This is a genomic window from Paraburkholderia sp. GAS33 (genome assembly GCF_050436645.1).
In the GTDB taxonomy this organism is placed as follows: Bacteria; Pseudomonadota; Gammaproteobacteria; order Burkholderiales; family Burkholderiaceae; genus Paraburkholderia; species Paraburkholderia phenazinium_B.
Genome location: NZ_JBNDMP010000001.1, coordinates 408,267 through 434,156, shown reverse-complemented (window position 1 = coordinate 434,156; position 25,890 = coordinate 408,267). Strand labels below are relative to the sequence as shown.

The 25,890-nt window shown below is 63.5% G+C and carries 24 protein-coding genes; 13 read left to right on the top strand and 11 right to left on the bottom strand.

Translation table 11 applies throughout. From position 1 onward, the window contains the following. Positions 1-13 precede the first annotated feature (13 nt). The 4 genes from P3T24_RS02000 (at position 14) to P3T24_RS01985 (ending at position 4,204) form a co-directional block, all read left to right on the top strand. The gene (locus P3T24_RS02000; RefSeq protein WP_429431926.1) at positions 14-1,018 is read left to right on the top strand and encodes a sugar ABC transporter substrate-binding protein; all 1,005 of its coding nucleotides are present in this window, start codon (positions 14-16) and stop codon (positions 1,016-1,018) included. A 106-nt stretch (positions 1,019-1,124) separates the two neighbouring features. Then, a complete protein-coding gene (locus tag P3T24_RS01995) occupies positions 1,125-2,114 on the top strand; it encodes an ABC transporter permease (RefSeq protein WP_074268947.1) in 990 nt (329 codons plus the stop codon). 17 nt (positions 2,115-2,131) lie between these two features. Next, positions 2,132-2,926 carry an ATP-binding cassette domain-containing protein gene (locus P3T24_RS01990; RefSeq protein WP_074268948.1) on the top strand — a complete coding sequence of 265 codons (795 nt, stop codon included), beginning with the start codon at positions 2,132-2,134 and terminating at the stop codon, positions 2,924-2,926. A 30-nt stretch (positions 2,927-2,956) separates the two neighbouring features. Then, the gene (locus P3T24_RS01985; protein ID WP_429285875.1) at positions 2,957-4,204 is read left to right on the top strand and encodes an ROK family transcriptional regulator; all 1,248 of its coding nucleotides are present in this window, start codon (positions 2,957-2,959) and stop codon (positions 4,202-4,204) included. A gap of 143 nt (positions 4,205-4,347) precedes the next feature. On the opposite strand, the gene P3T24_RS01980 is transcribed toward P3T24_RS01985, so the two are convergent. After that, positions 4,348-7,425 carry a transglycosylase domain-containing protein gene (locus tag P3T24_RS01980; protein WP_074268950.1) on the bottom strand — a complete coding sequence of 1,026 codons (3,078 nt, stop codon included), beginning with the start codon at positions 7,423-7,425 and terminating at the stop codon, positions 4,348-4,350. A 162-nt stretch (positions 7,426-7,587) separates the two neighbouring features. Beyond that, positions 7,588-8,517 carry a LysR family transcriptional regulator gene (locus P3T24_RS01975; RefSeq protein ID WP_429431922.1) on the bottom strand — a complete coding sequence of 310 codons (930 nt, stop codon included), beginning with the start codon at positions 8,515-8,517 and terminating at the stop codon, positions 7,588-7,590. Between the two features lie 273 nt (positions 8,518-8,790). Here P3T24_RS01975 and P3T24_RS01970 point away from each other — a divergent pair, with 273 nt between their 5' ends. From P3T24_RS01970 to P3T24_RS01950, 5 genes are all read left to right on the top strand, one after another. After that, positions 8,791-9,723, top strand: a complete 933-nt coding sequence (locus P3T24_RS01970; protein WP_429431920.1) for a dihydrodipicolinate synthase family protein — start codon at positions 8,791-8,793, stop codon at positions 9,721-9,723. A gap of 362 nt (positions 9,724-10,085) precedes the next feature. Beyond that, the gene (locus P3T24_RS01965) at positions 10,086-10,658 is read left to right on the top strand and encodes an RNA polymerase sigma factor (protein WP_074268953.1); all 573 of its coding nucleotides are present in this window, start codon (positions 10,086-10,088) and stop codon (positions 10,656-10,658) included. Continuing rightward, positions 10,655-11,455: an anti-sigma factor gene (locus tag P3T24_RS01960; RefSeq protein ID WP_429408012.1), complete on the top strand. Its 801-nt coding sequence runs from the start codon at positions 10,655-10,657 to the stop codon at positions 11,453-11,455. Before P3T24_RS01965 ends, P3T24_RS01960 begins: the two co-directional genes overlap by 4 nt. 59 nt (positions 11,456-11,514) lie before the next feature. Next, complete coding sequence (locus P3T24_RS01955; RefSeq protein ID WP_429431917.1) at positions 11,515-12,792, top strand: NAD(P)/FAD-dependent oxidoreductase; 1,278 nt, start codon at positions 11,515-11,517, stop codon at positions 12,790-12,792. Positions 12,793-12,909: 117 nt separating this feature from the next. Then, positions 12,910-13,611: a TetR/AcrR family transcriptional regulator gene (locus P3T24_RS01950; protein WP_429431915.1), complete on the top strand. Its 702-nt coding sequence runs from the start codon at positions 12,910-12,912 to the stop codon at positions 13,609-13,611. A 33-nt stretch (positions 13,612-13,644) separates the two neighbouring features. On the opposite strand, the gene P3T24_RS01945 is transcribed toward P3T24_RS01950, so the two are convergent. From P3T24_RS01945 to aroQ, 3 genes are read right to left on the bottom strand one after another with little or no spacing between them, the layout of a single operon-like run. Next, positions 13,645-15,015 carry an MFS transporter gene (locus tag P3T24_RS01945; RefSeq protein WP_429431912.1) on the bottom strand — a complete coding sequence of 457 codons (1,371 nt, stop codon included), beginning with the start codon at positions 15,013-15,015 and terminating at the stop codon, positions 13,645-13,647. A 49-nt stretch (positions 15,016-15,064) separates the two neighbouring features. Next, a complete protein-coding gene (locus tag P3T24_RS01940) occupies positions 15,065-15,934 on the bottom strand; it encodes a shikimate dehydrogenase (RefSeq protein ID WP_429431909.1) in 870 nt (289 codons plus the stop codon). Further along, entirely contained in the window at positions 15,931-16,386 is a 456-nt protein-coding gene (gene aroQ, locus P3T24_RS01935; RefSeq protein WP_429431906.1) for a type II 3-dehydroquinate dehydratase, read from the bottom strand. The genes P3T24_RS01940 and aroQ overlap by 4 nt, the downstream gene beginning before the upstream one ends. A 240-nt stretch (positions 16,387-16,626) precedes the next feature. Here aroQ and P3T24_RS01930 point away from each other — a divergent pair, with 240 nt between their 5' ends. The 4 genes from P3T24_RS01930 (at position 16,627) to P3T24_RS01915 (ending at position 20,884) form a co-directional block, all read left to right on the top strand. After that, positions 16,627-18,522, top strand: a complete 1,896-nt coding sequence (locus tag P3T24_RS01930) for a bifunctional sugar phosphate isomerase/epimerase/4-hydroxyphenylpyruvate dioxygenase family protein (protein ID WP_429431903.1) — start codon at positions 16,627-16,629, stop codon at positions 18,520-18,522. A gap of 181 nt (positions 18,523-18,703) precedes the next feature. Continuing rightward, a complete protein-coding gene (locus tag P3T24_RS01925) occupies positions 18,704-19,885 on the top strand; it encodes a porin (protein WP_429285883.1) in 1,182 nt (393 codons plus the stop codon). 265 nt (positions 19,886-20,150) lie between these two features. After that, a complete protein-coding gene (locus P3T24_RS01920; RefSeq protein ID WP_074268962.1) occupies positions 20,151-20,480 on the top strand; it encodes a hypothetical protein in 330 nt (109 codons plus the stop codon). Positions 20,481-20,680: 200 nt separating this feature from the next. Next, entirely contained in the window at positions 20,681-20,884 is a 204-nt protein-coding gene (locus P3T24_RS01915) for a hypothetical protein (RefSeq protein WP_143787772.1), read from the top strand. Positions 20,885-20,966: 82 nt separating this feature from the next. Here the strand turns inward: P3T24_RS01915 and P3T24_RS01910 are convergent, their stop codons facing one another. From P3T24_RS01910 to P3T24_RS01885, 6 genes are all read right to left on the bottom strand, one after another. After that, entirely contained in the window at positions 20,967-21,302 is a 336-nt protein-coding gene (locus P3T24_RS01910; protein WP_074268963.1) for a hypothetical protein, read from the bottom strand. 14 nt (positions 21,303-21,316) lie between these two features. Further along, positions 21,317-22,084, bottom strand: coding sequence for a helix-turn-helix domain-containing protein (locus P3T24_RS01905; protein WP_429408023.1), 768 nt, complete (start codon positions 22,082-22,084; stop codon positions 21,317-21,319). 72 nt (positions 22,085-22,156) lie between these two features. Continuing rightward, a complete protein-coding gene (locus tag P3T24_RS01900) occupies positions 22,157-23,449 on the bottom strand; it encodes an FAD-dependent oxidoreductase (protein WP_429433216.1) in 1,293 nt (430 codons plus the stop codon). Between the two features lie 2 nt (positions 23,450-23,451). After that, a complete protein-coding gene (locus P3T24_RS01895; protein WP_429408025.1) occupies positions 23,452-23,721 on the bottom strand; it encodes a (2Fe-2S)-binding protein in 270 nt (89 codons plus the stop codon). Beyond that, positions 23,714-24,859 (bottom strand): NAD(P)/FAD-dependent oxidoreductase, encoded by a 1,146-nt coding sequence (locus tag P3T24_RS01890; protein WP_429431900.1) that lies wholly within the window; start codon positions 24,857-24,859, stop codon positions 23,714-23,716. The genes P3T24_RS01895 and P3T24_RS01890 overlap by 8 nt, the downstream gene beginning before the upstream one ends. Beyond that, the gene (locus tag P3T24_RS01885; protein ID WP_429431898.1) at positions 24,856-25,803 is read right to left on the bottom strand and encodes a 4-hydroxyproline epimerase; all 948 of its coding nucleotides are present in this window, start codon (positions 25,801-25,803) and stop codon (positions 24,856-24,858) included. The genes P3T24_RS01890 and P3T24_RS01885 overlap by 4 nt, the downstream gene beginning before the upstream one ends. Positions 25,804-25,890 lie beyond the last annotated feature (87 nt).

Here is a 25,890-nt window from a genome sequence, read left to right as displayed (position 1 = left end):
GAGGAGCGTCCCCATGAATCAGAAAACCCGCAGGCAACCCGTCGCCCGGCGTCTCGCCACCCTGTGCGTCGCCGCATCTGCCGTATGGTGCGCAAGCGCCACGCTGGCGGTCGCTGACCAGCCCATCGTCGGCCTGATCACCAAAACCGACACCAACCCGTTCTTCGTGAAGATGCGCCAGGGTGCAGAGGCCGCTGCGCAGAAGGATGGCGCCAAGCTGCTGACCGCGGCGGGCAAGTTCGACGGCGATAACGCCAGTCAGGTCACCGCGATCGAAAACATGATCACCGCGGGCGCCAAGGCGATTCTGATCACGCCGAGCGATACCAAGGCCATCGTGCCGAGCATCAAGAAGGCGCGCGACGCCGGCTTGATGGTGATTGCGCTCGATACGCCGACCGAACCGCAAGACGCAACCGACGCCCTCTTCGCCACGGACAACTTCAAGGCCGGCGTCCTGATTGGCCAATACGCGAAGTCGGCAATGGGCGGCAAGCCGGCCAAGATCGCCACGCTCGATCTGGCGCCGGGCGTGTCGGTGGGCGTGCTGCGTCATAACGGCTTCCTGCAGGGCTTCGGCGTCAAGGAAGGCGATCCGTCCATCGTCTGCAGCCAGGACACGCGCGGCGATCAGTCCAAGGGACAAACGGCGATGGAAAACTGCCTGCAGAAGTCGCCGGACATCAACGTGGTCTATACGATCAACGAACCGGCCGCAGCCGGCGCGTATCGCGCGCTCAAGGCGGCAGGCAAGGATAAGGACGTGATGATCGTCTCGATCGACGGCGGTTGTGAAGGTGTGCGTAACGTCAAGGCTGGCGCCATCGCGGCAACGTCGCAGCAGTATCCGTTGAAGATGGCTTCGCTCGGCGTGGACGCAGGTGCCGAATATGCCAAGACCGGCAAGAAGGTTTCGGGCTATCACGATACCGGCGTCACGCTGATCACCGACAAGGCAATGAGCGGCGTCGACAGCAAGGACACCAAGTTTGGTCTGGCCAACTGCTGGGGTCAATAAGGCAGGCAATCAGCCTTCCTAAGCAACCGGGAGACCCGCGCACGGGTCTCCCACAGATTTGCCGCGTGGCCGCCGCGCCACGGCTCTAGCATCGAGGAAACACATCATGTCGACCCCTTCTGCCCCGGCTGGCGGCCACCGCCCTCTCTCCGAGCGGCTGCCTTCACTCGCCGAAATCGGTCCGCTTGTCGCGCTTGTGCTCGCCTGCATTTTCTTTATCTCGCAGAGCAACCGCTTTCTGTCGTTCCAGAACCTCTCGCTGATTCTTCAGCAGACCATGGTAGTCGCCGTCATCGCGATCGGCCAGACGCTGATCGTGCTGACCGCCGGCATCGATCTTTCCTGCGGCATGGTGATGGCGTTCGGCTCCATCGTCATGACCAAGTTCGCCGTCAACCTCGGCGTGCCGCCGATCCTCGCGATCCTCTGCGGCATCGGGGCCAGCGCATTGTTCGGCGCGCTCAACGGGGTCCTGATTACGCGCATCAAACTGCCCGCGTTCATCGTCACGCTCGGCACGCTGAACATCGCCTTTGCGCTCACGCAGATCTACTCGAACGCAGAAAGCGTCTCGAACCTGCCTGATGCGATCATGTTCCTCGGCAACACGTTCAGCGTCGGTCCGGCCCAGGTGACCTACGGCACCGTGCTGACGCTGTTGATGTATCTCGTCACCTGGTTCGTGTTGCGTGATACCGTACCCGGCCGGCACCTGTATGCACTCGGCAACAACGCCGAAGCCGCGCGCCTGATGGGCCTCTCGTCGCAACGCATCCTGCTCACCGTCTACACTCTGGCGGGCGCGATCTACGGCGTTGCCGCGCTGTTGTCGGTTTCGCGGACCGGTGTGGGCGATCCGCAAGCGGGTCAAACGGAAAACCTCGACAGCATCACTGCGGTCGTGCTCGGCGGCACCAGTCTGTTCGGCGGACGAGGCTCGATTGTCGGCACCCTGCTCGGCGCGCTGATTGTCGGCGTGTTTCGCAATGGCCTGACCTTGATCGGCGTGTCGTCGGTCTATCAGGTGTTGATCACCGGCATGCTGGTGATTCTCGCCGTCGCCGCCGACAAGCTGTCCCATCGCGGCGCTCGATGATCCACCAGGAGCCTGTCATGTCTACACCCCAAACTGCTTCCCAAACGCCGGTTCTGCAGGCGCGTGGAATCGTCAAGCGCTATGGTCAGGTTACGGCCCTCGACGGCTGCGACTTCGAAGTGATGCCCGGCGAAATCATGGCCGTGATCGGCGATAACGGCGCGGGCAAGTCGTCGCTGATCAAGGCGCTCTCGGGCGCGACCGTGCCGGACGAAGGCGAGATTCTGCTCGACGGCAAGCCGGTTAAATTTCGCAGTCCGCTCGATGCACGTGCCCAGGGCATCGAAACCGTGTATCAGGATCTCGCGGTGGCGCCGGCCATGAGCATCGCCGAAAACCTGTTCCTCGCGCGCGAACTCGTCAAGCCCGGCTGGCGCGGATCGATCTTCAAGATGATCGACAAGCGCCGCATGCTCGAAGAGGCCACCGCACACATGAAGGGCTTGCAGATCGGCATCCGTTCGATGCGCCAGGCAGTAGAGACGCTCTCGGGCGGCCAGCGCCAGGGTGTCGCGGTAGCGCGTAGCGCAGCGTTTGCCCGGCACGTGGTGATTCTCGATGAGCCGACCGCAGCACTCGGCGTCAAGGAAGGCAACATGGTGCTCGAGCTGATCCGGCGCGTGCGCGACCGCGGGTTGCCGGTGATCCTGATCAGCCACAACATGCCACACGTGTTCGAGATTGCCGATCGTATCCATATCCAGCGGCTGGGCCGGCGCGCGGCGCTCGTCAACAAGAAGGACATTCATATGTCCGACGCGGTGGCGATCATGACCGGCGCGAAGGAAGCGGACGTCAAGGCAATCGCATGACGCACGCACCCTGCTGACGGGCCGCCCACGATGGATACCACCGGCACCCGCTCGCCGCTCAAGCGCACGGTCGGCTCGAATCAGGTCGGCATGCGGCAATTCAACGAGCGGATCGTGCTGCAGGCGATCCGCCTGCATGGCCCGCTCGCGAAAGCCGACGTGGGCCGTCTGACGCGTCTTTCGATGCAGACGGTTTCGATGATCGTCGACCGTCTGATCGACGACGGCCTGCTCGCGCGGCAGCCGCGCGTGCGCGGGCGCATCGGACAGCCGTCGGTGCCGATTGCGTTGCGTCCCGAAGGCGCCTACACGATCGGCATCAAGGTCGGGCGCCGCAGTCTGGATGTGCTGGCGATGGACTTCGTCGGGCACGTCTGCAGCCGCGATGTGCTCGAGTACGCGTATCCCGATCCGCGGGTGCTGTTTCCGGCGCTCGAAACCAAGCTCGCGCGGCTGAACGAAACGCTCGGCGAGCGGACGAGGCAAGTGGTTGGCGTAGGTGTGGCTGCGCCTTTGTGGCTCGGCGGCTGGCGCGATTTTCTGGGCGCTCCGCCGGACGCGCTCGATGCGTGGCACGACATCGATATCCGCGCGCGTATCGCGGCGATGACCGGCTTGCCGGTCGAATTCGCCAAGGACACCACTGCCGCTTGCGCCGCCGAACTGGTGATGGGTCAGGGACGCGGCATCCATAACTTTCTCTATCTGTTTGTCGGCACGTTCATTGGCGGCGGGATGGTGATCGACGGACGGCTCCACAGCGGTCCGCACGATAACGCAGGGGCCGTTGGTTCGATTCCCGTCGCGGGCGGTGGCGGCGGTACCGGCGAAGTCGGGGCGAAGCAACCGACGCGTCAATTGCTGCACGCCGCATCCGGCTTTGTGCTCGAACAACTATTGAGTGATGCCGGAGCGCCAGCCGCTGCCGCACACGATCATCGGGCCTTGTCGCCGGAATGGTGGCGTGTGACCGAACAATGGCTCGATACGGCTTGTCCGGCGATTGCCGGAGCGCTGATCAATGCGACTGCGCTGCTCGACCTCGAAGCGGTGGTGATCGACGGCGAACTGGACCGTCAACTGGTACGAGAAATCATCCGCCGTACTGAGCGCGTTCTGGATGGTTTCGTCTGGGAGGGCATGGTGCGGCCGCAATTGCTGGAGGGCACCATCGGCGCGGACGCGCGTGCGATGGGCGGCGCGATCCTGCCGCTCTACGCGCACTTTGCCCCAGTGCATGAACTGTTTCTCAAGCCCGCGACGGAAGCGGGATATTAAAAGGCGGGAGCCAGGAGCGACATGCGGCCGTTAAGAGCCAGTGCTAAGCATCAGGCATGCGGGCGATGCGTTAGACAGAAGTTCAAGGCCAAAGCAAGCGAAAGGTCGGCCTCGCCGAAGCCGCCCTCGCCCTTCTCCCCCACTCAGCTCCGCTTCACCGCATCCGCACCCGCCGTCGGCGCAGCCGGCGCCTTCGGTTCATCCATCAACGGCTGCAACGCGGGCGCAAGCGACTTCAGCAGTTGCACCGACATCGCACTCGTAAAGTCATACCGCGCCGCATACGGCTCGTGAACGTAGGCAGTCAGCGTGCCATAGAACCGGTCGCCCATAATGAACACAAACGTCGCACTCCGGTTCACCTTACGCGACTCGATCAGCCTGCCGCCCTTCGCCCACACCTCGAACCGCTGATCGCCCGTACCGGTCTTGCCGAATACCGGCAGGGTCTTGCCATCGGGGAACGTCATGCCGTCCGCGAGGCGCTTGGCCGTGCCGCCCTGCACCACATCGCTCAACATCCCATGCACGACATTGACGATCTGCGGCGACAACTGCGTCTGCGGCGCCACGCTTGCGCGCACGAAATGCGTTTCGTACGGTGTGCCTTTTGCGAAATCGAGTTGCGTGATGTTCTCGGTCGGCACCTTGTTGCCGCCGTTGGCGATCACGCCAATCAGTTCCGCCAGCGCCGCCGGCCGGTCACCCGATGCGCCGATCGCCGCCGCATACGAAGGCGTCAGGTTGGCGAACGGATAGCCGAGCGCCTGCCACGACTTGCCGATCGCATCGTAAGCGCGCAACTCGATCATGCGCTTGATGCGGCGGTCCTGAGTCGCGTGATAGCGTGTCTTGAAGAGCCAGGAATACGTCGAGGTCCGCACGTCGGCGCTCGCCTGCTGAACCTGATCGAGCGTAGCGTCCGGATGTTCGCGTAGATAGTTCACCAGCCACAATTCCAGCGGATGCACGCGCGAAATATAGCCCCGGTCGTTCAGATTGAAGCTGTCCATGCTGTACTTCGTATAGAGCTTCGCCAGATCGTCGTCGCCAAGCCACTGCGCCGGCGTGCCTTTTAGCTGGGCACGCATCTGCGCATCGAACCAGCTCTGCGATCCGTTGGGCGCCACACTGCGCAGCACGGTCGCAATCCGCGGCGGCGACTTGTGCACGCTGTGCAGCATCACACTGAGCGCGTCGTCGGGCGTCTTGCCGTGGTACTTCGCGTAAAAGCGCTTCATATAGACGCGGCTTTCCTGATCGGCGAAGCTCTTCAGATAAAGCTGGCGCGCGGCTGGATCGTCGAGCCATGCCGTCGACGGCCCGGAAGTCTGGATCATTTCGTAGCGCACGATGTCGCGCATCAATCGCACGAACACCAGGTTCACCGAGTGCTGGAACGCCCGCTGGATGGTCAGAATCTGGCCGTTGTCGCTCGATTCGAAATTGGTGAAAGTCTGCGCACCGCCGCCGGTGTAGAACGTTTCGCCTGCGTTGGCGGAGTATTTGCGCTGCACGGCGGCGTCGAGCATCGCCTGCAGCGAGCGGTCCTGAGTCTGCGCCAGATAGTCCAAAGACCACTTCGTCAGTGCATCTTGTGGATCGGGCTGAACCTTCTTGAGGTCGGCCGCGCTCATCGACGAGTAACGCGCGTGCAGATCGGACACGATCTGCAGATAGGTAATGACCGTGCGCAACTTCGCGGTCGAACCCAGATTCAGACGCGCGCCCGAGTTGATATCGAACGGTTCGTTGACGCTGTCCGTTTGCACCCGCACGAGGTTCGAACCGTTGTGGCGTTCATAGAGCGTCAGGCTGTAGGTGATTTTCGACGGGTCGTCGCCGGGACGCAGCATTTCGAAACCATACAGCCCCGCGGCCTGCGCGCCGTCCTTGGTCGCCGCACTCGCGAGCCGGTCGCTCACCGCCTGCTGAACCGCATTGTTGAGCGTGCCGGTCGCCTGCAGGTCGAGCCGGTCGAGTTCATAAAAGCTGCGCACGCCAAGCGCCGCCAGCAAATGCGCACGCATCGACGTGACCGCTTTGCGGCTGATAAACGACGCGTCCGCTTCCGGAATCTGCGTCGGGCTGAGCGCAAGCTGCGCGTTCAGTGCCGCGTCGCGCAATGACGTGGAGATGACACCGCCCGCCGCGAGCAGCCGCAAATAGCTGTCCGTCATGCGCCCGAGTTCAGCGTAGCCGTGGTGAAGAAAGAACGATGGCGCGCGCTGCGCGATCATCAGCGAGAGCACCTGGCGGAACGCCAGCGCCTGCTCGGTGAGATTGTCGGCTGACGTCGGCGCGTTCAGCAGCGCATTCACTTCGGCGAAATCGCGTCCGTACCACGCAGCAAGACCATCGCCGATACCGTTGATTTCGCCAGCCCCCGCCTGCGCCGACAGCGGCACTGTATTAAGGTACTGCACGACGATTTCGCGCCGCGCCGGCATGGTCTGCGGTCCGTCAAGATAAGCGCGAACCGAAGCGGAGGCGATCTGGCGCAATTTCTCAGGCGGCGTCGCGGTACGCCCATCCGGCGAGTGGCGGAATTTTTCGATCTGCGTGGCGAGTGTGCTGCCGCCCGGCTGCGCCTGATGGCGGTTGAAAAAGCGCGCGCCCTGGTCGAGCAGCGCGTGGCCGAACCGGCCCCAATCGATGGCCGGATTACGGTTCGGCTGGTTGGGGTCCAACAGTTCGCGGTCCTCGATAAATAGCAGCGACTTGACGACGAGTGGCGGCACCGCGTCGAAACTGCTATAGATCCGGCGCGGATAATTGGCGTCGAAAAGCGGTGCGCCGGTGCCGTCGAACAGTTGCAGGCCCGCCTGATCTTTCTCCTGATACGGCAGGAACAGGCCGTTATCCGCGAGCGAAAGCATGCGCTCGGAGTCGCGCGCCTGGGAAGCCACGACGAAACCGTGCGCGGTCAAACGTTGCTGAAACGAAGGCAGCAACGCGTAGCCGAGCCGTTCGTCGTACGGACCGTTAGCGGGAAAACGGATATTGGGGCTCGCTCCGTCCGCGAGCGTGAAGTCCACGTCGCGTGTCAGCTCGGACAGGTAGCGCGCCTGCAGGCGGGAGGTTTCTATTTCGATCTGGCAAAGCTTCGCCAGAATTGCTAGCGCCACCAGAACGGCAGCGACCAGCGACCATTTGATCCACTTCCACACCGACGGAGCGGCGGTAATGCGAAGCGGTAACCGAACAAGTGGCCGATTCATGGCGGCATCCCCCTAGCAGGCGTTTATCTGTGAAACGTGCCTGCATCCGGCTCAGTGTAGCGCGGATTGAGAGCGTACAAACGGTCCGAAATTACCCCACAGTCTCGCGCCAACAACACCATTTTAGCGAGACGTAGCGCAGCGGCTTGCGAAGTGCGATATTCATGGTTTCCGCGCACGCAATAGCTGGACAAACTGCTCCGCCGGCGGCGACAGCACCCCTCCCTTGCGCGACACAATCCCGAAGGTTTGCGACTGCGACTTGAGCTTGACTGGCAGGATGCGCAGCATCTTGTGCTTCGCGAACAGTTCGGCAATTCCGGTCGGCAGAACCGACACCAGATCCGCCGCTTCCTGAAGCAGCGCGACCGTGACGAACGTCGACGCGGTCGAGATCGGGCTTACCGGCATGCTCAGGCCGGCCAGATCCATTTCGCGCTCGAGCAGCGCATGCAGCGGCATATGGCTCGGGTAGGTCACCCAGCGGTGTCCGGCCAGATCGCGCAGCGTCAGTTTCTTGCGCGAGATGGGCGGATGCGCGTATCCCACCACGAGCGAAAGCGGTTCGTCACCCAACGACTGATACTGATATCTCGACGGATCGGCGCTGACTGCCGCGCGCCCGATTACCAGATCGAGCCTTCCCTCGTCGAGTTGCAGCAACATGCGCGCGCTCGTGTCTTCGACAATCTCGATCGACAGATTCGGCTGGCTCGCGTGCAACTCGTTGAGCACCGGCACGACCTGCTCCGGAATCGCTCCCATGATGGCGCCGATCGCCAGACGTCCGCCGCGCCCCGAGCGGAGTTCCGCAATGTCCTGGCACAACGAAGTGAGATCCGTTGCCAGTAGCCGCGCGTAGCGGATCACGCAGTGGCCGAACTGGTTCGCGATCATGCCGTTTTTTGAACGCTCGAAAAGCGGCGCTTCCAGCATCGACTCCAGTTCCTGCAGCGCCTTGCTCGCTGCGGACTGCGTCATCGCCATGGCGCCGGCCGCCTTGTGCAGCGACTTATGGTCGTCGAGCGCGATCAGCAGTTGCAACTGCTTCATTCGCAAGCGCGACAGCAGCACGTTCAACGTATCTTTCATGTGAGATGTGAAATGTGGGTTTCGTATAAGCGCGGGACGAATCCGGGTGAGTCGTAAAAGCGATCACAGGATGGAAACATTTCACTATACAGGCCGGAACGGACCGCCGTATAGTCGGTCCTGGAGACAATCAGATGCCCCCACGGGCGACCGAGCCGCGCGGCTGCCTACGCTTGCGCCGGGCGACACCGACCTTTTTCTCTACCCTCTGGCAACACGTTTTAGCCCATCCATCAGGTCAACACGAAAGCTCATCGTCAAGCACACCCAGCCATGAACCAAGCAACCCACCCGACACCTTATCGCGGCGTCTTTCCCGTCGCGCCGACCGTCTTCGACGACAACGGCCAGCTCGACCTCGAAGGTCAAAAGCGCTGCCTCGACTTCATGATCGACGCGGGCTCCAACGGCCTGTGCATCCTCGCGAATTTCTCCGAGCAGTTCACGCTCTCCGACGACGAACGCAGCACGCTGATCAACGTAGCGCTGGAGCATGTCGCCGGACGCGTGCCGGTGATCGTCACGACCACGCATTTCAGCTCCTACCAGTGTGCACAGCGCAGCCGCGCCGCGCAGGATGCGGGCGCCGCGATGGTCATGGTCATGCCGCCGTATCACGGCGCGACGATCCGGGTGGGCGAGCGCGGCATCTATGAGTTCTATAAGAAGGTCTCGGACGCGATCGATATTCCAATCATGATCCAGGACGCCCCGGTTGCCGGCACGGCCCTCTCGGCACCTTTTCTGGCGAAGATGGCGCGCGAGTTGCGCAACGTCTCGTACTTCAAGATTGAAGTCCCGCAGGCGGCCTCGAAGCTGCGCGAACTGATCGAACTCGGCGGCGACTCGATCGTCGGCCCGTGGGATGGCGAAGAAGCGATCACGCTGATGGCCGATCTGGATGCGGGCGCAACCGGTGCGATGACGGCCGGCGGCTATCCCGACGGCATCCGGCTGATCGTCGATGCCTATGCGGCCGGCGACACCGAAGCGGCCGCGGCTCAATATCAGCGCTGGCTGCCGCTCATCAACTTCGAGAATCGCCAAGGCGGGCTCGCGGCCTGCAAGGCGCTCATGAAGGAAGGCGGCGTGATCCGCTCTGAGGCGGTACGTCATCCGCTGCTGCCGATGCACCCCGCTACCCGCGCCGGCCTCTTGACCATCGCGCGTCGTCTCGACCCGCTGGTGCTGCGCTGGGGCAAGTAATCCGGCTCATTCCGGTCAGGCCGGTGGCGTTTTTCGCCAACCAGCCTGACCATCCCGCCAAATGAGTCTGCTCTACTCCATCTTTACTGCCTGCCCGCCAGACGCTTGCTGTCCCGCCCGGCGTGACGCTGTTCCCGGCACCTGCCCCCGTCGGAATACAGCACTGGTCACCACCACTACCCCGTCCTCCCTTCCCTGCGCGGCCATTGACACACGGCGGTTACGGCTCTTGGCGCAGGACTGCCTACGACCCCTATACGTAGCCACAGGCGCAACGGATGCAGATAAGGCGTTAGAAATGCGGATATAACCCTCGACGGAAATTGAGTAACATACCTCCGCATGCCATCACTCATTTCCCCATGACCGCAAACACTCACGAACTAACGCCGGAGACGCTCACCGAGTTGCTCGAACGCATTGCCAGGGAGGATTCTGCGGCACTGCGGGAGCTATATGACGCCGCGGCACCGAAACTGTTTGGCCTTGCGCTCCGTATATTGAGCAAGCATGAGTGGGCCGAAGAGGTCCTGCAGGATAGCTTCGTCAACATCTGGCGGTTTGCGGGAGACTACCGGCGCGGTTTGTCGGCTCCCATGACCTGGATGTCGGCGATCGTCCGCAACCGTGCGCTCGATCACCTGCGGCGGGTGAATACGCAGGAAACAGAATGGAGTGATGCGTTGGACGATCTTGTGGCCACGGGGGATCCTGATCCGGAAGCGCTGTCGGCAGTGAGCCTGCAGGCACGGCTTCTGGACGGCTGCATGCAGCAGCTCGAACCGGCGCAGCGGCAGGCAGTCGCGCTGGCGTATCTGCGCGACCAGAGCCATAGCGAGATTGCGGAAACGCTGACCGTTCCGCTCGGCACGGTCAAGTCGTGGATACGGCGCGGCCTCGCCAAACTGAAAAGCTGTCTGGGGGGTGTGCAATGAATCTGCACCGCTATCCCCAACTGGTCGATATGCTGGCCGCCGAATATGCCGTCGGCACACTGCGCGGCGGCGCGCGGCGACGGCTGCAGTTCTACGCGGAACACGACGTCGTGATTCGCCGCTTGCTGGAAGAATGGCAGCAACGGCTCGAGCCGATGGCTGAACTCGTCCCGGCGCGCATGCCGTCGGCGGCGGTCTGGGAGGCCATCGAGCAGCGGCTCGGTTTCGTCTCCGCGCGTAACGCGGCGGCTGGCCTGCAGCCGGTGCCGCCAGTGCCTTCGGAAGCAGCTGCCCGCCCGGCGCGCAACTGGTTCGACAATCTCGCCTTCTGGCGCGGCTGGGCGATCGGCGTCACCGCGCTCGCGGCGATTGCCGTGGTGGTCGCCGTCCGCTCGCTGCTGCCATTCGGCGCCGGTCCGTCCGGATCTTCGCAGACGGTGGCGGAGCAAGGCGAAGCCGTGGTGTCGCACGTGGCGGTGCTCAACAACAAGGACGCGCAACCGGTCCTGCTGGTGGCATGGGACGAAGCTCATTCGTCCATGACGCTGCACCGCCTCGGCGATGTCCAGTTGCCACCTGACCGGGCAATGCAGTTGTGGGGTATCCCGGCAAGCGGCCATCCGGTCTCGCTTGGGATCATGCCCAACAGTGGCAACGGCAAGGTCACGGCGGGCCAGCAACGGCCTGAAAACTACGCCGCCCTCGCCATCTCGATCGAGCCGCCCGGTGGCTCGCCGAATCCGGACGGCCCGAGCGGTCCGGTTGTATTCAGCGGCAAGCTGTTACCGGTGTCCTGATCTCAACGTCTTATGCCGGCGCCTGCCAGACAAAAGCAGGCGCCGGCTCTCTCCCTCTCATGCAAAGCTTTTACGAAGCCACCGTGGTTCGCCCCGAGCGGGCGTCTCTGTCCGGCAAGCGCGCCGCCGACGTATGCATTATCGGCGGCGGCCTCGCCGGTTTGTCGACCGCGCTTGGACTTGTCGAGCGCGGCGTGCGCGACGTGGTCGTGCTCGAAGCGCAGCAAGTGGGGTTCGGCGCGTCCGGGCGCAACGGCGGTTTCGTGTTCGGCGGCTACAGCCTCGACTGCGCCGATCTGCTCAACGTCCTCGGACCCGCACGGGCTCGCGAGCTCTACGCGCTCACCACCGACGCGGTCGATCTGATGCGGCAGCGTATCAGGCGCTACGGGATCGAATGCGACGACACCCACGCCGGTGTGATTCTCGCGAACTGGTTCGACGAACCGGCACGCCTCGAGACGCAGCGGCGTCTGATGAAAGACTCGTTCGCTGTCGAGTGGGAGCCAGTCGACGCCGCCACGCTCGCCACGCAACTGAAAACGCGGCGCTATCACGGCGGCCTGCTGGAGCGCAACGCGTTTCACTTCCATCCTCTGAAGTACGTCCTTGGCGTCGCGGCTGCCGTTGCCGCGGCGGGCGCGCAAATCTACGAGCACTCGGCAGTCGTACGGCTGCAGCGGCAGGGCAGCGGCTATCTGGTCGAAACCGCCAGCGGCGCCGTCGAGGCACGGCAAGTCGTGATGGCAGGCGGCGGCTACGCGCGCAACGTCTACCGGCAGGTCGAACGCGCGGTGCTGCCGATCGCCACCTACGTCATGGCGACAGAGCCGCTGGGCGAGCGTCTGAAAGAGGCGATCAATACCGCCGCGGCAATTTACGACACGCGCTTCGCCTTCGACTACTACCGCCCGCTGCCCGACACGCGCATCCTCTGGGGCGGCCGGATCTCCGTGCGCAACCGCGAGCCGGAGGCCATCGCCAGGCTGCTGCGGGCCGATCTGCTGAAGGTCTATCCGCAACTGCACGACGTGCGGGTCGAGTATGCATGGGGCGGCCTGATGAGCTACGCGCGGCACAAGATGCCGCAGATTGGCCAGAGCGCCGACGGTGTCTGGTACGCGGTCGGCTTCGGCGGACACGGGATGGCTCCCACTACCGTTTCAGGCGAACTGCTGGCGGCGGCGATTGCCGGCGAGCGGGCAGTCCCGGAAGCGTTCGCCACGTTCGGACTGACGCCCACGTTCGGCACGCTCGGGCTGGCCGCCGCGCAGTTGACCTACACCACCATGCAAGCCCGCGACGCTCTCGCGGCACGCCGCCGGACGCGTTCCTGATACCCTCCGCCCCGCGCCCGACATCAAGCAGCAAACCCGCCGCAAGCGGTAAAACGCAGCAACAAGCGGCGATTTTCGCCATGCTAGAATGCGCCGTCATCGCCGCTTAAGCACACAATGAAAAAGGGAAGCAAGGCCGCCGCGCCGGATCAGAGCGGCATCCCGTCCGAACCTCGGGGCAGCGACGCCCGCCGCAAGTACGATCCCGAAGAGACGAAACGCAACATCCTCGAAGTCGCCACCCAGGAGTTTTCCGCCATGGGGCTGACGGGCGCGCGCGTGGACGCCATCGCCGAGCGCACCAACACCACCAAGCGGATGCTGTACTACTACTTCGAGAGCAAGGAAGGCTTGTACCAGGCCGTGCTGGAGAAGGTGTACGGCGACATTCGTGCGCTCGAACAGGATCTGCACGTCAGCGAACTCGATCCCGTGGAAGGGATGCGCAAGCTGGTCGAATTTACTTTCGACTATCACGACCGTCATCGCGACTTCGTGCGCCTCATTACCATCGAGAACATTCACGGCGCCAAGTACGTCGAGCAGTTGAAGACGTTCAAAAATCGCAACGCGAGCGTGATCGAAACCATCGAAGATCTGCTGGCGCGCGGCGTCGCAAGCGGGCAGTTTCGCAGCGACGTGGATGCGATCGATCTGCACCTGCTGATCAGCTCGCTGTGCTTTCACCGGATCGGCAATCGCCACACGTTCGGCACCGCGTTTGGCCGCGATCCGTCGCATCCGCGTCTGCGCACGCGGCACCGGGCCATGGTGGTCGACGCCGTGCTGCGCTTCGTGCGCAACGAAGCGCAACACTGACGCGCGCGGCCGGACAGGCGCGCGCTGGCTGGCTTAATCGGTCAGCACGATCCGCTTGATATCGCCGACGATAAAGATGTACGACAGTGCGCCGATCAGCGCGATCGCGCCGATGAACACCAGCGCGCCGACGAACGAGCCGGTCCACGCCACGATCAGCCCCACCGCCAGCGGCGTAATGATCCCAGCCAGATTCGCCGCAAAGTTGAAGATGCCGCCCGTCACGCCGAGCAGGCCGTCCGGTGCGATGTCCGAGACGAGCGTCCAGCCGAGCGCCGCCATCCCCTGCGCAAAGAACGCCACAGACAGAATCACGATCACCGTCACGTTGCTTTCGACGTAGTTGGCCAGCACGATCGTCGAGGCAAGCAGCAGCCCGGCGATGATCGGCAGCTTGCGCGCCACGTTCGGCGAGACGCCGCGCCGCAGCAGCCAGTCCGAAAACGTGCCGCCGAACATCACGCCGATCGACGCTGCAATAAACGGCATGATCGCGAAGAAGCCGATCTTGAGCCAGGCCATATGACGCTCGGTGGCCAGATAGGTCGGGAACCACGTGAGGAAGAACACCAGCGTCGAATTGCCGGCGAACTGGCCGAGACAGATGCCGGTGAGCTGGCGATGCTTGAGCAGTTGTCCAATGGTGCGCCACTCGAAGCCGCCCGACTTCGGCTTTGCTTCGCCCGTGTTGTTCTTGCGATGGATAAGCCCGCCGCCTGCTTCGATGTAATCGAGTTCCGCCGCGTTGGCCGCCGGATGATCGCGCGGTTCGCGGTAGCAGAACCACCAGACGAGACCAAACACCAGGCCTACGGCACCCACCACGTAGAACAGCGAGCGCCAGCCGAACGCACCCATCAGCGCGAACAGGAATGGGCTGAAGAACGCGAGGCCGATATATTCGCCGACGGTGTAGGTGCCCGTCGCCATCGCCCGCTCGCTTTGCGGAAACCACGTCGCCACGACGCGGCTGTTGGTCGGAAAGCACGGCGACTCTGCGACCCCCAATCCAAGCCGGAATGCAAACAGCGGCGCAATGCCGTGCACCAGTCCCTGGGCGAGCGTGCACAGGGACCAGAACGTCATCGACAGAAAGTACGTGACCTTGCTGCCGAAGCGGTCGAGAAACAGTCCACCCGGAATCTGCGACGCCACGTAGCTCCACGAGAAAACCGAAAACATCAGGCCCATCAACGCTGCATTGATGCCCAGTTCCTTCGTCAGCTGCGGCGCCGCGATGCCGAGCACGGTACGGTCGAGATAGTTGATCATCGTACCGATCGCTAGCAGCGCGAGGATGCGGTAGCGCACCTTTGTACGGCGCGCGCCGGCCACGGCGGCGTTAGCGGTCTGCGGGCCCGGCTCCGGAAGATCGGAATGGGCGGAATGAAGCGGATGCGGCATCTTTGTCTCCTTCATGTCTCGTTAGATTTGCGGCACGGCCGGCCGCTGTCTACTCGCGCGGCAACAGCGTCTGGAAGTGAGCGAACATCCGCTCGGCATCCGGCTCCAGTCCGGTAAAGATGCGGAAGGCGTCGACCGCTTGATAGACCGCCATGCCGCCACCGGACAGCGTGCGGCAACCCGCTGCTTCGGCCGCCTGCAACAGTGCTGTACGAATCGGGAAATAGACGATATCGGCAACCCACAAGCCGCTGTGCAGCAACTCAGCCGGCAGCGGCATGCCGGGCAACTTGGCCATGCCGGTCGGCGTCGCGTGAATCAGGCCGTTGGCGTGGGCGAGCGCATCCGCAAGCGAGTCGCCTGCACGCACGATCGAAGCGGGGAAGCGCGCCTGCAATTCATCGGCGAGGATGTGCGCGCGGGATGCGTCCACATCGAACAGCGTCAGCGCCTGCGCACCCATCTGCAATGCCGCATGGGCGACGGCCGCACCCGCGCCGCCTGCGCCCAGTTGCACGACGCGTTCGAGCGACACGTCCGGCAAACCTCGCTCGAAGGCCCGGGCAAAACCGGACCAGTCGGTGTTGTGGCCGATACGCTTGCCGTCCTTCAGCAGTACTGTGTTGACGGCGCCTAACGCATGAGCGTCAGGAGATAGTTCGTCCAGCAGAGGAATGATCTGCTGCTTGCATGGGTACGTGACGTTCAGGCCGTTGAAACCCATCCGCTCGGCCGCGACGAGAATGTCGGGCAACGCGGAGACGTCGACCTTCAGCGCTTCCAGATCGATACGGCGATACACGTAACGCAGACCGAGCTGGCTACCCTCTTCCTCATGCATCGCCGGTGTCAGCGAACCGCCGATGCCGGAGCCGATCAGCCCGACCAGATACGATTTGTTGCTAGCCGACATCGTCATTTTGCAGTCCTCGCCTTCAGAATCACCGCCATCCGTTCCAGTGCCAGCACGTAGCCCTGCGTGCCGCAGCCGATGATCACCGCCTCGGCAATCGGCGACACATACGAGTGGTGCCGGAACGCCTCGCGGCGATGCACATTCGAAATGTGCACTTCGATCACCGGCTTGTCGATCGCGGTCAGTGCATCGGCTAGTGCCACGGACGTATGCGTATAGGCCGCAGGATTGATGATCACGCCGTCCACCTTGGTACGGGCCGCGTGCAGCCAGTCGATCAGTTGATGCTCCGCGTTCGACTGGCAGAAGTCGAGCGCCAGATCGAGCCGCTGTGCTGCGTCGCGGCACATGCGCCCCACGTCTTCGAGCGTTTCGGAGCCGTAAATGGCCGGTTCACGCGTGCCAAGCAGATTGAGATTCGGTCCGTTCAGGACCAGTACCGAGGCGAAACTCATTGCAGCCACTCCATAAGATCAGTGCACAGGTCAGGCGGCCGGCGCGCGGCCGCTTTTCCCCATCATGGCGCTAGTGTGCGCCCGATCGACAGTTTGGTCTTCTGGGGTTTATACGAATTTGTACGATCTAGTTAGTTTGTATAGAATCACGAAAAATCCAGCTAATGTGGCGGATAGCACCCCTTGAGTCGATACTCATAGGTAACGGATTGGTCCATTTCTCGCTTGCAGGAGCCGTTGATGCAAACTTCGATCGCCACCGTTTCGATTAGTGGAACACTGGTAGAGAAGCTGACCGCGATTCAGGCGGCGGGCTTCGACGGCGTCGAGATCTTCGAGAACGACCTGCTCTATTTCGACGGCTCGCCCGCCGACGTGCGCCGCATCGCCGCCGATCTCGGTCTGAAAATCATGCTGTTCCAGCCGTTTCGCGATTTCGAGGGCGTGAGCGCCGAGCGGCTCGCGCGCAATCTCGATCGTGTGAAGCGCAAGTTCGATCTGATGCATGAACTGGGCACCGACCGCATTCTGGTCTGCAGCAATGTGCAGGCGGATACGCTGCGCGACGACGCGCTGATCGTCGATCAGCTGGGCGCGCTCGCGCTGGCGGCGCAGCAGGCGGATGTGATTGCCGGTTACGAGGCGCTCGCCTGGGGGCGTCATGTGAATTCGTACCGGCATGCGTGGCGGCTCGTGGATGCCGTCGGTCATCCGAATCTCGGCATCGTGCTCGACAGCTTCCATACGCTGTCGATCGACGATCCGGTGGACGAGATTGCGGCCATTCCAGGCGAGCGCATCACCTTCATGCAGATCGCCGATGCGCCCAGGCTGGCGATGGATGTGCTCGAATGGAGCCGCCACTACCGCTGCTTTCCTGGCCAGGGCGATTTTGATGTTGCGGGGTTTACTGCGCGTGTGGTCGAAACCGGCTACCAGGGGCCGCTTTCGCTCGAGATTTTCAACGATGGATTTCGCGCAGCACCTACGGCAGCGACCGCAGCGGACGGGCATCGTTCGTTGCTGTTTCTCGAGGAGCAGACGCGTGCGAAGCTTGATCAGCAGGGCCACAGCAAGCAGCGGACCGAACAGCTCTATCAACCGTCTCCTGCCCCTGCTCACATCGGCTTTCAGTTCCTCGAATTCGCAGTGGACGACGCGGCACGCACGCATCTCGCCGACTGGCTCGGCAAACTCGGTTTCCGCAATGCCGGACGGCATCGCTCCAAGGACGTCACGTTGTATCAGCACGGCGCCGCTTCGATCGTGCTGAACGCCGAGGCCGATTCGTTCGCCAGCGCGTTCTTTCAGCAACACGGACTGTCGTTGTGCGCGTCGGCGCTGCGCGTCGATGACGCGAGACTCGCGTTCGAACGCGCGGCCGGGTTTGGTTATGCGCCGTTCTCGGGCCAGGTCGGACCGAACGAACGCGTGCTGCCCGCCGTGCGCGCGCCGGATGGCAGCCTCAACTACTTCGTCGACGAAACGCCCGACGAACCCACCCTGTTCGAAGCCGATTTCCTGTTGAACAAAAGCGGCAATATTGCCGAACCTGCGCTTCTGACGAACATCGACCACGTCGTACTGTCGCTGCCCGCGGACTCGCTCGATACGTGGGTGCTGTTCTTCCGCACGGCCTTCGGCTTCGAGGCGGAGCCGAGCTGGCTGGTGCCCGATCCGTACGGCCTCGTGCGCAGCCGGGCGTTACGCAGCCGCGACGGCTCGGTGCGCATCGCGCTGAACGCTTCAGTGGATCGGCACACGGCGGTGGCAGAGGCGTTGCACGCCTATCGCGGCTCCGGCCTGAATCACGTGGCGTTCCGCACAGGCGACATCTTCTCGGCGATTCCTCGATTCGTCGAAGCCGGTCTGCCGATCCTGCGAATCCCGCGCAACTACTACGACGATCTCGCCGCTCGCTACGCGCTGCCGGACGAGACGATCGAAGCCCTGCGCGCCCGCAACATTCTCTACGACCGCGACGAACGCGGCGGCGAGTTCTTCCACGCCTACACCGCACAACTCGATCAACGCTTCTTCCTCGAAATCGTCGAACGACGCGGCGGCTACGACGGCTACGGCGCTGGGAACGCCGCGGTCCGTCTGGCTGCACAGGCACAGCACCGCAAGCAGTAGATCAACCAGGCGCTCCACCAGGCGGCGCCCCGGGGGGCCTTCAACCAGACCCTGGCATTTTAGAAAGATGTACCCGAGCACCGAAGCAGTGTTCGGTAAGTTACGGGCCGCGACAGGCCACGTACAAAAAATCAACGCTTTACCTTGGCGATCTTTTCTCACAACGAAGGAGACACAGTCGATGAAGCAGTCCCGTAGCACACTCACCAAACTCGCCTTTACGGCCAGCGCAACCCTCCTCGCCAGTCCGGCTTTCGCGCAAAGCAGCGTCACGCTGTACGGCGCAGTGGACGACGCAATTGTCTATGCCAACAACCAGAAGGGCGCGTCGAACGTCTATCTGCGCCAGGGCAACCTGTATGCGTCGAAATGGGGTCTGCGCGGTGTCGAGGACATTGGCGGCGGCACCACCGTCGTCTTCGATCTGCAGAACGGTTTCGATCCGAATACCGGTGCGCTGTCGTCGTCCACGCAGATCTTCAACCGCCAGGCGTATATCGGCATGCAAAACCCGATGTACGGCACGTTCACCGTGGGTCGGCAATATACGACGTATTACCAGTTCGTGGGACCGCTCGCTTCTTCCAACTGGCTGACCGGCGCGACTGGCGCACATCCGGGCGATATCGACGGACTCGACACGACGATCCGCATCAACAATTCGCTGATCTACACCACACCGAACTGGAACGGCCTGCAAGCGAGCGGCATGTACGCCCTGGGCGGTATCGCCGGCAGCACCGGCAAAGGCGAGACGATCAGCGCCGGCGTGCGCTACACCACCGGCCCAGTCAATCTCGCCGCGGGCTATCTGCGCATGGACAACGCGCAAGAGACCACCGGCTTCGATGCGGCTTCGACAGGCAGTTTCGGCACCTCGTCGCTCAACACCGGTTACGTTTCGGCGAAGGCGCTTCAGCACATCGCAGCGGCAGCCGACTATACGATCGGCAACCTGATGATGGGTCTCACGTACACCAACGTGCAATACGTAGCAGGCGGCCGTTCCATTTTCCACGACACCGCGATCTTCAATACCTACGCTGCACTGGCCACCTACCGCTTCGCACCGGACTTCGACGTGGCCGGCGCATTCTCGTACACGCTGGCATCGCAAGCCAACGGCATCACCAGCGCCGCGCGCTATCAGCAGTATTCGCTCAAGCAGACTTATCACCTGTCGAAGCGCACCTCGCTGTACGCAGTGCAGGCCTATCAGCGAGCTAGCGGCGAGACGCTCGGTTCGAAGGGAGCGGGCAACATCGTCGAGGCGACGCCGGCGGTCGGTGACTCGCAGAACTCGACGCCGTCATCGACAAACGCGCAGTTCGTCGGCATGTTCGGTATCGCGATCCTCTTTTAAAAAACGGCTGGGCAGGTTTGTGGCGCGCGCGGGGTCGGCCATGCGTGAGCTTGAACGCGTTTTACGGATGCTTTACTTAGGCGTTACATGCGTTCAGGGTTTCGCAAGGTTCCCGCGGCGTCCGCGTCTTCCAAGGGGCACGCTTTTTGCGCCGATATAATGGCGTTTGATCCGCCATCCGCCACCTGACGCGGCGCGCTATCCGCGGCCGACGCCCGTCCGGCGCCGCCCCGCAGGCCGCGAGGACCGATACCCCTGGAGACCTATGAAGAAGTTTGCCGTAGTCCTGTCCGTTCCCCTGCTGCTCAGCGCATGTGCCTATTTCCAGAATCCGGATTCGGGCGAGCCCGTGATCGACGGCAACACGCAGCGCCCCGTAAGCGACGTGGTGGCGTGCATGACGCAGGAAGCCGCCAAACACAACGCGACGTTCAAGACCACGCCGCTGCCGGAAGGGCAAATGCTCGATTTCGGCGACTCGAACGTCGTCAAGATCCGCGCCGACAACGGCGCTACCACCTACCGCTTTTACGCGGGCAAACGTCACGCCAGCAACCTGTGGATCGAAGGCGCGAGCAAAACCTGCGCTCCGTGACATTCCTGTGACGTAAGTGCCGGTAATCGACGCGACATCGAATGCAACACATTCCTACCGAATGAGGCTCGAGTCTTAAGAATCGTTTAAGACTTGGGCCCCATGATCCACCGGACAATGAAAAGCTGGAGGTGGATATCTTGAACCTGAACAAAACAAATCGCGACGTAAGCGACCCGGCGGTGCCGGCCAAGCGGACCATGCTGCGCCGCCTGTTGAGTCACCATGAACTCGCTACGCTGTTGCTGTTGCTGCATGCGCCGATCGATGCGTCCGCGAAACCCGAGATTCCGATGCTGCATGAAGCGGGGCTCGTCGAAACGGTCGCTACCGAAGCCGGTGCACCGCACATTCGTCTGACGCCGGAAGGCAATGCAGTCTTGCGTGGACTCGGCATCCGTTAATTTGGTGGATTGTCTGCCTGCGCAACAGAGCCGGTAACGTTTCCGTTACTCGTCGTGCCATTCGTTTGACTATTGGCAGTTTTCACGCCTGCCATACCGCGTAGCCCGCTTCACGCAGGCCGATCGCCAGTTCCACTTCCATGTCGCGCGCGCCGTCGTAGGGCATCGGATTGAATACTTCATACAGCTCCGGCAGTAGCCGCAGGCCGTAATCGCGCACATAGCGATTCGCCTGGATATCCGCCTTGTGCCGGTCGAAGCGCAGGTCCGGGTCCAGCCCCGTCATTCCCACATACACGCAAGGCTTGTCGAACCGGTAGTCCGGATTCGCACGGCGAAAGCGCGCCTCGTTCCAGACGGTGTCTTCCAGTACGACCACGTAGACGTAATAGTGATGACTCGGACGGCGACGGGCCATTGCGACGCGAACGCTCAGCTAGAGGTGGTCCCGTGCAGCAGCATGCGGTACTCGGTCGGTGTAATGCCGACGGTCGCCTTGAACTGCCGCGTGAACGCGCTGTGATCGGTATAGCCGCACAGGGCGGCCACATCCGTGACCTTGTCGTGCGACACCAGGAGCGCAGTGGCCGCATCCAGCCGCGTTTTCAGCAGCACCTGGCGCGGCGTCAGATGAAAGACCTTGTGAAAGTAGCGTTCAAGCTGCGCTACCGACATATCCGCCATGGCCGCGAGCTGCTTCAGGTTCAGCGGCTGCACGTAATTGTCCTGAATGTACTGCACGACCGCGGCGAGCCGGCTGTACGCGGGATGACTGCCCTCGTCCGCTTTCAGATCGCGCGAAATGCCCGCGAGCCCCACCACCTGCCCCGCCGGATCGCGCAACGGCTGCTTGCAGGTCAGGCACCAGCCGGGTTGCCGTCCGGGGTACAGATGCAGTTCCAGCTGATCGACCATCTGGTTGCCGACATTGATGATCGCGATGTCCTGCGCCGTGTAGATGCGCCCGAAGCGGCGCGGGAAGACGTCCTCGGCGGTCCTGCCGAGCAGCGCCGCCTTGTCCTTGTAGCCGCAGCGCGAAGCCAGCGTGCGGTTCACCAGCGCATAGCGCGCCTGGGCATCCTTGACGAAAAACACGACGTCCGGCATCGCATCGAAGACCGGCTCGAGCAGCGTGAAATGCGAGAGCATGCCGGTCAACGTGGCGTCGGGCGGGTCGAGCGGGTGAGCCAGCGTGTTCATCTTGCGTATCCCGTGCATCCGGTGCGTGATCTTGTGCGCTCGATTATAGGTCCGCGCGATGGGGCGAAAAAATCAGGGGCTCGACGAGGGCGATGCGACGCAATCGGCGGCCTTGATGAGCGTGCCGATCTGCGCCGGGTGAAACGGTGGACGCGGCTGCGCTGTCTGCCAGCCGAAATACGTGCTGGCGGCCGTGCCGCAGATACGCCCCTGACACGCGCCCATTCCACAGCGCGTGTGCAGCTTGGCGTCGCGCCAGTCGCGATGCAGGCGCACTTCGCCGAGCGTCACGTCTTCACAGCGGCAGAGTATGGTCTCGTCAGCAGGGAGCGCGCGGGCTGCGTCGCCCAAGGCGAAAGCGGTCTCAACACGCTGCGCGAAACGTTGCCAACGCTGGCGTTGCGTGCGCAGTGCGCGCAGGTCCAGCGTGGCATCGCCGCTCGCAATGCATCCTGCCAGCGCGCCTTCGACCCGCGCCAGTTCCATGCCGCCAATCCCCGTGCATTCGCCCGCAGCGAGGACGCCCTCCACCGAGGTGCGCTGCATGTCGTCGACGCGAATCGCGCCGTGTTCATCGAGCGCACAACCGAGCGCCTGGGCGAGCGTCACGTTTGGCACCAGACCATAGCCGCATGCAATGCGGTCGCAGGCGAGCGTGACTTCGCGGGTGCCGCGCACGATCGTCGCCTGCTCCACTCGTCCTGCGCCGCGCGCTTCGCGCACTACGCTGCTGGTCCAATAGGGCAGCCCTGCTCCTCCACGCGTGAGCTGCGCGGCCTGCAGCAACTTCGAAGGCGTGGCCGCGAGCGAGGCGACGAAGCGCGCCAGCGCAAGCGCCGGTGCCTGTTCGACCACCGCCACCACGTGGGCGCCCGCCGCGCGAGCGGTGGCGAGCGCGGCGAGCAGCAATGGGCCGCTGCCGGCGATCACGACGCGCTCGCCGCGTACCGGCGTGCCGCCTTTGATCAACGCCTGCAACGCGCCCGCGCCGGTCACGCCTGGCAGCGTCCAGCCGGCGAACGGCAGCAGCCGCTCACGCGCACCGGTCGCGAGGATCAGTTGGTCGTAGCTGATGCATACGCCACCGTGCCCAGCCGTTTCGAGCAGCAGCGCACGTGGCCCCAACGGAACAACGACACGCGCGGATGACCACACGGTGACGTTCGAATGCTTGCGCAAGGCCGCGTCGACTTCGCTCAATGGCGCCTGCGGGGCGTGGCCAGGCCCTTGCCGCCAGACCTGACCGCCGACGCACGGATTGTCGTCGAACACCGCCACGCGTGCGCCCTTCTGCGCTGCGGCTCGCGCCGCGTTCAGCCCGGCCGGACCGGCGCCCGCGACGACGACGTCGTAGTGTTGATCCACGCTCACAAAGGCCCCGTCGTGTGAATGATCTGGCCGTCGCGACAAAGCGTCTGGCACGCGAGCACATGCGCGCGGCCGTCGATGGTGACGCGGCATTCCTGGCATACGCCCATGCCGCACAAGGCAGCACGAGGCTGGCCAGCCACCGAAGTGCGCGTGCCACGCAGGCCTGCAATCGCGAGCGCCGCCACGACCGTCGTTCCGGCTTCGACCTCGATCGTGCGGGAGTCGATCGTCACGCGAATGCGCGCTTTGATGCCCCGGCTAGACATGACACACGCTCTGCGCGAAACGTTGCGGCAAATACGGCTCACATGGGATCGGCGTGGCGTCTCCCGTGATCTGCGATGCAAGCAGTTTCGCCGTCGCGAGAGATGTGGTGACGCCAAGACCTTCGTGCCCCACCGCCACCCATAGATCTGCTGCTGCATCGCTCATCCGGCTCATCCGCCCCATGCGGCCGATCAACGGCAAGCCATCCGGCGTCGCGGCCCGAAACCCCGTCCACGCACGAATCCCGTTGAGCGATGGCAACGTCGGCAGATAACGCGCCGCGCGCTGCAACATCTGCGCGAGCACGGGCATTTCGACAGCGGGATCGGTCGTGTCGAACTGGCGCGACGAGCCGATCAGCAGTTGGCCCGTCGGCCGCGGTTGCGCGTTGAACGCCACGGAGGTGCCCACCGCGTGATGGGCGCTTTTGATGTATCCGAGTTCGAGCAGTTGATGCCGGATCAAACCGGGGTAGCGGTCCGTGATCAGCAGATGACCCTTCTTCGGCTGCAGCGGCAGCGACGGCACCAGCTTCTGCGCGCCCGTGCCGTTAGCCACGATCACATAGGCCGCCTGCTTGCGTTCGCCGTTCGCGAGGGTCGCGCCATGCGCGTCGACGGCTGCCACCTCCATTGCCAGCGTCACGCGAATATTCGCCGCCGCCGGTGATTGCGTGAGCAACCACTCGGCCGCGGTCGGCGCGTAGACGATGCTGTCGTGTTCGATCCGCAGGCCGCCCGCCATGCCAGGTGCGAGCGCCGGTTCGCAGGCACGCAACGCGGCGCTGTCAAGCAGTTGTGCGGCGACGCCTTGTGCCACAAACGTATCGTGCATCGCGCGCGCGGCTTGCCATTCCTCGTCGTCGGTCGCGACCCACAGCGTGCCGCAGCGCGAAAACGCGTCACGTGTTCGCAGTTGCGGCGCAAGTTCGAGCCACAAGTCGCGCGAATACGCGCTTAAAGCAAATTCCGCGGGGGAGTCGTTCATCACGACAATGTGGCCCATCCCGGCAGCCGTTGCGCCACCACCGATGCCATGCGTATCGAGCACCTCGACCTGCATGCCGCGCGCGGCGAGTTCCGCCGCGCATGCCGCGCCGATAATCCCCGCACCGACGATGAGCGCATCCGCCGTCATGCCGCGCGCAGACCCCAGGCAAACGGATCGCGTTCATCGAAACACAGACGCCCTTCCGCCATGATGTGCGCATGTCCCGTGATGGTCGGCACCACCGTCTTGCCGTCGCCGCTCCCTTGATACGTCGCTTCGAAGACGCTGCCGATAATGCTTTCCTGACGCCACACCGCTCCCTCGGCGAGCTTGCCGTCAGCGGCGAGGCAGGCCACTTTGGCGCTCGTGCCGGTGCCGCACGGCGAGCGGTCGTAAGCGTTGCCCGGACACAGCACGAAGCTGCGGCTGTCGAGACCGTCGCGCGAGCCGGGTCCGAACAGTTCGATATGGTCGATCAGGGCGCCGTCCGCACCCGTGATGTGCTGGGCGATCAGCGCGTCGCGGATTGCCGAACTGAATGCCGTCAACTCGGGAATATGGCGCGCCTCGAGCGTATGACCATGCTCGGCGATGAGGAAAAACCAGTTGCCGCCCCACGCGATATCGCCGGTCAACACGCCGTGACCGGGCACGTCGACGCTCACCGCCTGACGGTAACGATAAGACGGCACGTTGCGCACCGCGACGCTGCCATCGCCATTGAGCGTGGCCTCGACGATGCCGACCGGCGTCTCGATGCGGTGCTGCCCCGCGCCGATGCGGCCCATATGCGCCAGCGACACGACGAGTCCGATCGTGCCGTGTCCGCACATGCCGAGGTAGCCGACGTTATTGAAGAAGATTACGCCGGCCGTGCAATCGGCGGCATCCGGCTCGCACAGCAGCGCGCCGACGACGACGTCCGAGCCGCGCGGTTCCGTGACGATGCCGGCGCGCCAGTCGTCGAAACGCGTGCGAAACACGTCGAGCCGCTCGGCCAGCGTTCCGTTACCGAGATCCGGGCCACCGGACACAACCAGGCGGGTCGGTTCACCGCCGGTGTGCGAATCAATCACGTTCAAGGTTTTCATGCTGCAATCTTAGAAATGCCGGCACGGCCAGTCTTGGTGTCATTATGCGCGGATTGTGACGATTTCAGCATAGTGGTCGGCGTGGCT

What these genes read in the sequence shown, in the direction of transcription:
- P3T24_RS02000 (WP_429431926.1), top strand. Translation starts at nt 14, where the DNA reads ATGAATCAGAAAACCCGCAGGCAACCCGTCGCCCGGCGTCTCGCCACC.
- P3T24_RS01995 (WP_074268947.1), top strand. Translation starts at nt 1,125, where the DNA reads ATGTCGACCCCTTCTGCCCCGGCTGGCGGCCACCGCCCTCTCTCCGAG.
- P3T24_RS01990 (WP_074268948.1), top strand. Translation starts at nt 2,132, where the DNA reads ATGTCTACACCCCAAACTGCTTCCCAAACGCCGGTTCTGCAGGCGCGT.
- P3T24_RS01985 (WP_429285875.1), top strand. Translation starts at nt 2,957, where the DNA reads ATGGATACCACCGGCACCCGCTCGCCGCTCAAGCGCACGGTCGGCTCG.
- P3T24_RS01980 (WP_074268950.1), bottom strand. Translation starts at nt 7,425, where the DNA reads ATGAATCGGCCACTTGTTCGGTTACCGCTTCGCATTACCGCCGCTCCG.
- P3T24_RS01975 (WP_429431922.1), bottom strand. Translation starts at nt 8,517, where the DNA reads ATGAAAGATACGTTGAACGTGCTGCTGTCGCGCTTGCGAATGAAGCAG.
- P3T24_RS01970 (WP_429431920.1), top strand. Translation starts at nt 8,791, where the DNA reads ATGAACCAAGCAACCCACCCGACACCTTATCGCGGCGTCTTTCCCGTC.
- P3T24_RS01965 (WP_074268953.1), top strand. Translation starts at nt 10,086, where the DNA reads ATGACCGCAAACACTCACGAACTAACGCCGGAGACGCTCACCGAGTTG.
- P3T24_RS01960 (WP_429408012.1), top strand. Translation starts at nt 10,655, where the DNA reads ATGAATCTGCACCGCTATCCCCAACTGGTCGATATGCTGGCCGCCGAA.
- P3T24_RS01955 (WP_429431917.1), top strand. Translation starts at nt 11,515, where the DNA reads ATGCAAAGCTTTTACGAAGCCACCGTGGTTCGCCCCGAGCGGGCGTCT.
- P3T24_RS01950 (WP_429431915.1), top strand. Translation starts at nt 12,910, where the DNA reads ATGAAAAAGGGAAGCAAGGCCGCCGCGCCGGATCAGAGCGGCATCCCG.
- P3T24_RS01945 (WP_429431912.1), bottom strand. Translation starts at nt 15,015, where the DNA reads ATGCCGCATCCGCTTCATTCCGCCCATTCCGATCTTCCGGAGCCGGGC.
- P3T24_RS01940 (WP_429431909.1), bottom strand. Translation starts at nt 15,934, where the DNA reads ATGACGATGTCGGCTAGCAACAAATCGTATCTGGTCGGGCTGATCGGC.
- aroQ (WP_429431906.1), bottom strand. Translation starts at nt 16,386, where the DNA reads ATGAGTTTCGCCTCGGTACTGGTCCTGAACGGACCGAATCTCAATCTG.
- P3T24_RS01930 (WP_429431903.1), top strand. Translation starts at nt 16,627, where the DNA reads ATGCAAACTTCGATCGCCACCGTTTCGATTAGTGGAACACTGGTAGAG.
- P3T24_RS01925 (WP_429285883.1), top strand. Translation starts at nt 18,704, where the DNA reads ATGAAGCAGTCCCGTAGCACACTCACCAAACTCGCCTTTACGGCCAGC.
- P3T24_RS01920 (WP_074268962.1), top strand. Translation starts at nt 20,151, where the DNA reads ATGAAGAAGTTTGCCGTAGTCCTGTCCGTTCCCCTGCTGCTCAGCGCA.
- P3T24_RS01915 (WP_143787772.1), top strand. Translation starts at nt 20,681, where the DNA reads ATGCTGCGCCGCCTGTTGAGTCACCATGAACTCGCTACGCTGTTGCTG.
- P3T24_RS01910 (WP_074268963.1), bottom strand. Translation starts at nt 21,302, where the DNA reads ATGGCCCGTCGCCGTCCGAGTCATCACTATTACGTCTACGTGGTCGTA.
- P3T24_RS01905 (WP_429408023.1), bottom strand. Translation starts at nt 22,084, where the DNA reads ATGAACACGCTGGCTCACCCGCTCGACCCGCCCGACGCCACGTTGACC.
- P3T24_RS01895 (WP_429408025.1), bottom strand. Translation starts at nt 23,721, where the DNA reads ATGTCTAGCCGGGGCATCAAAGCGCGCATTCGCGTGACGATCGACTCC.
- P3T24_RS01890 (WP_429431900.1), bottom strand. Translation starts at nt 24,859, where the DNA reads ATGACGGCGGATGCGCTCATCGTCGGTGCGGGGATTATCGGCGCGGCA.
- P3T24_RS01885 (WP_429431898.1), bottom strand. Translation starts at nt 25,803, where the DNA reads ATGAAAACCTTGAACGTGATTGATTCGCACACCGGCGGTGAACCGACC.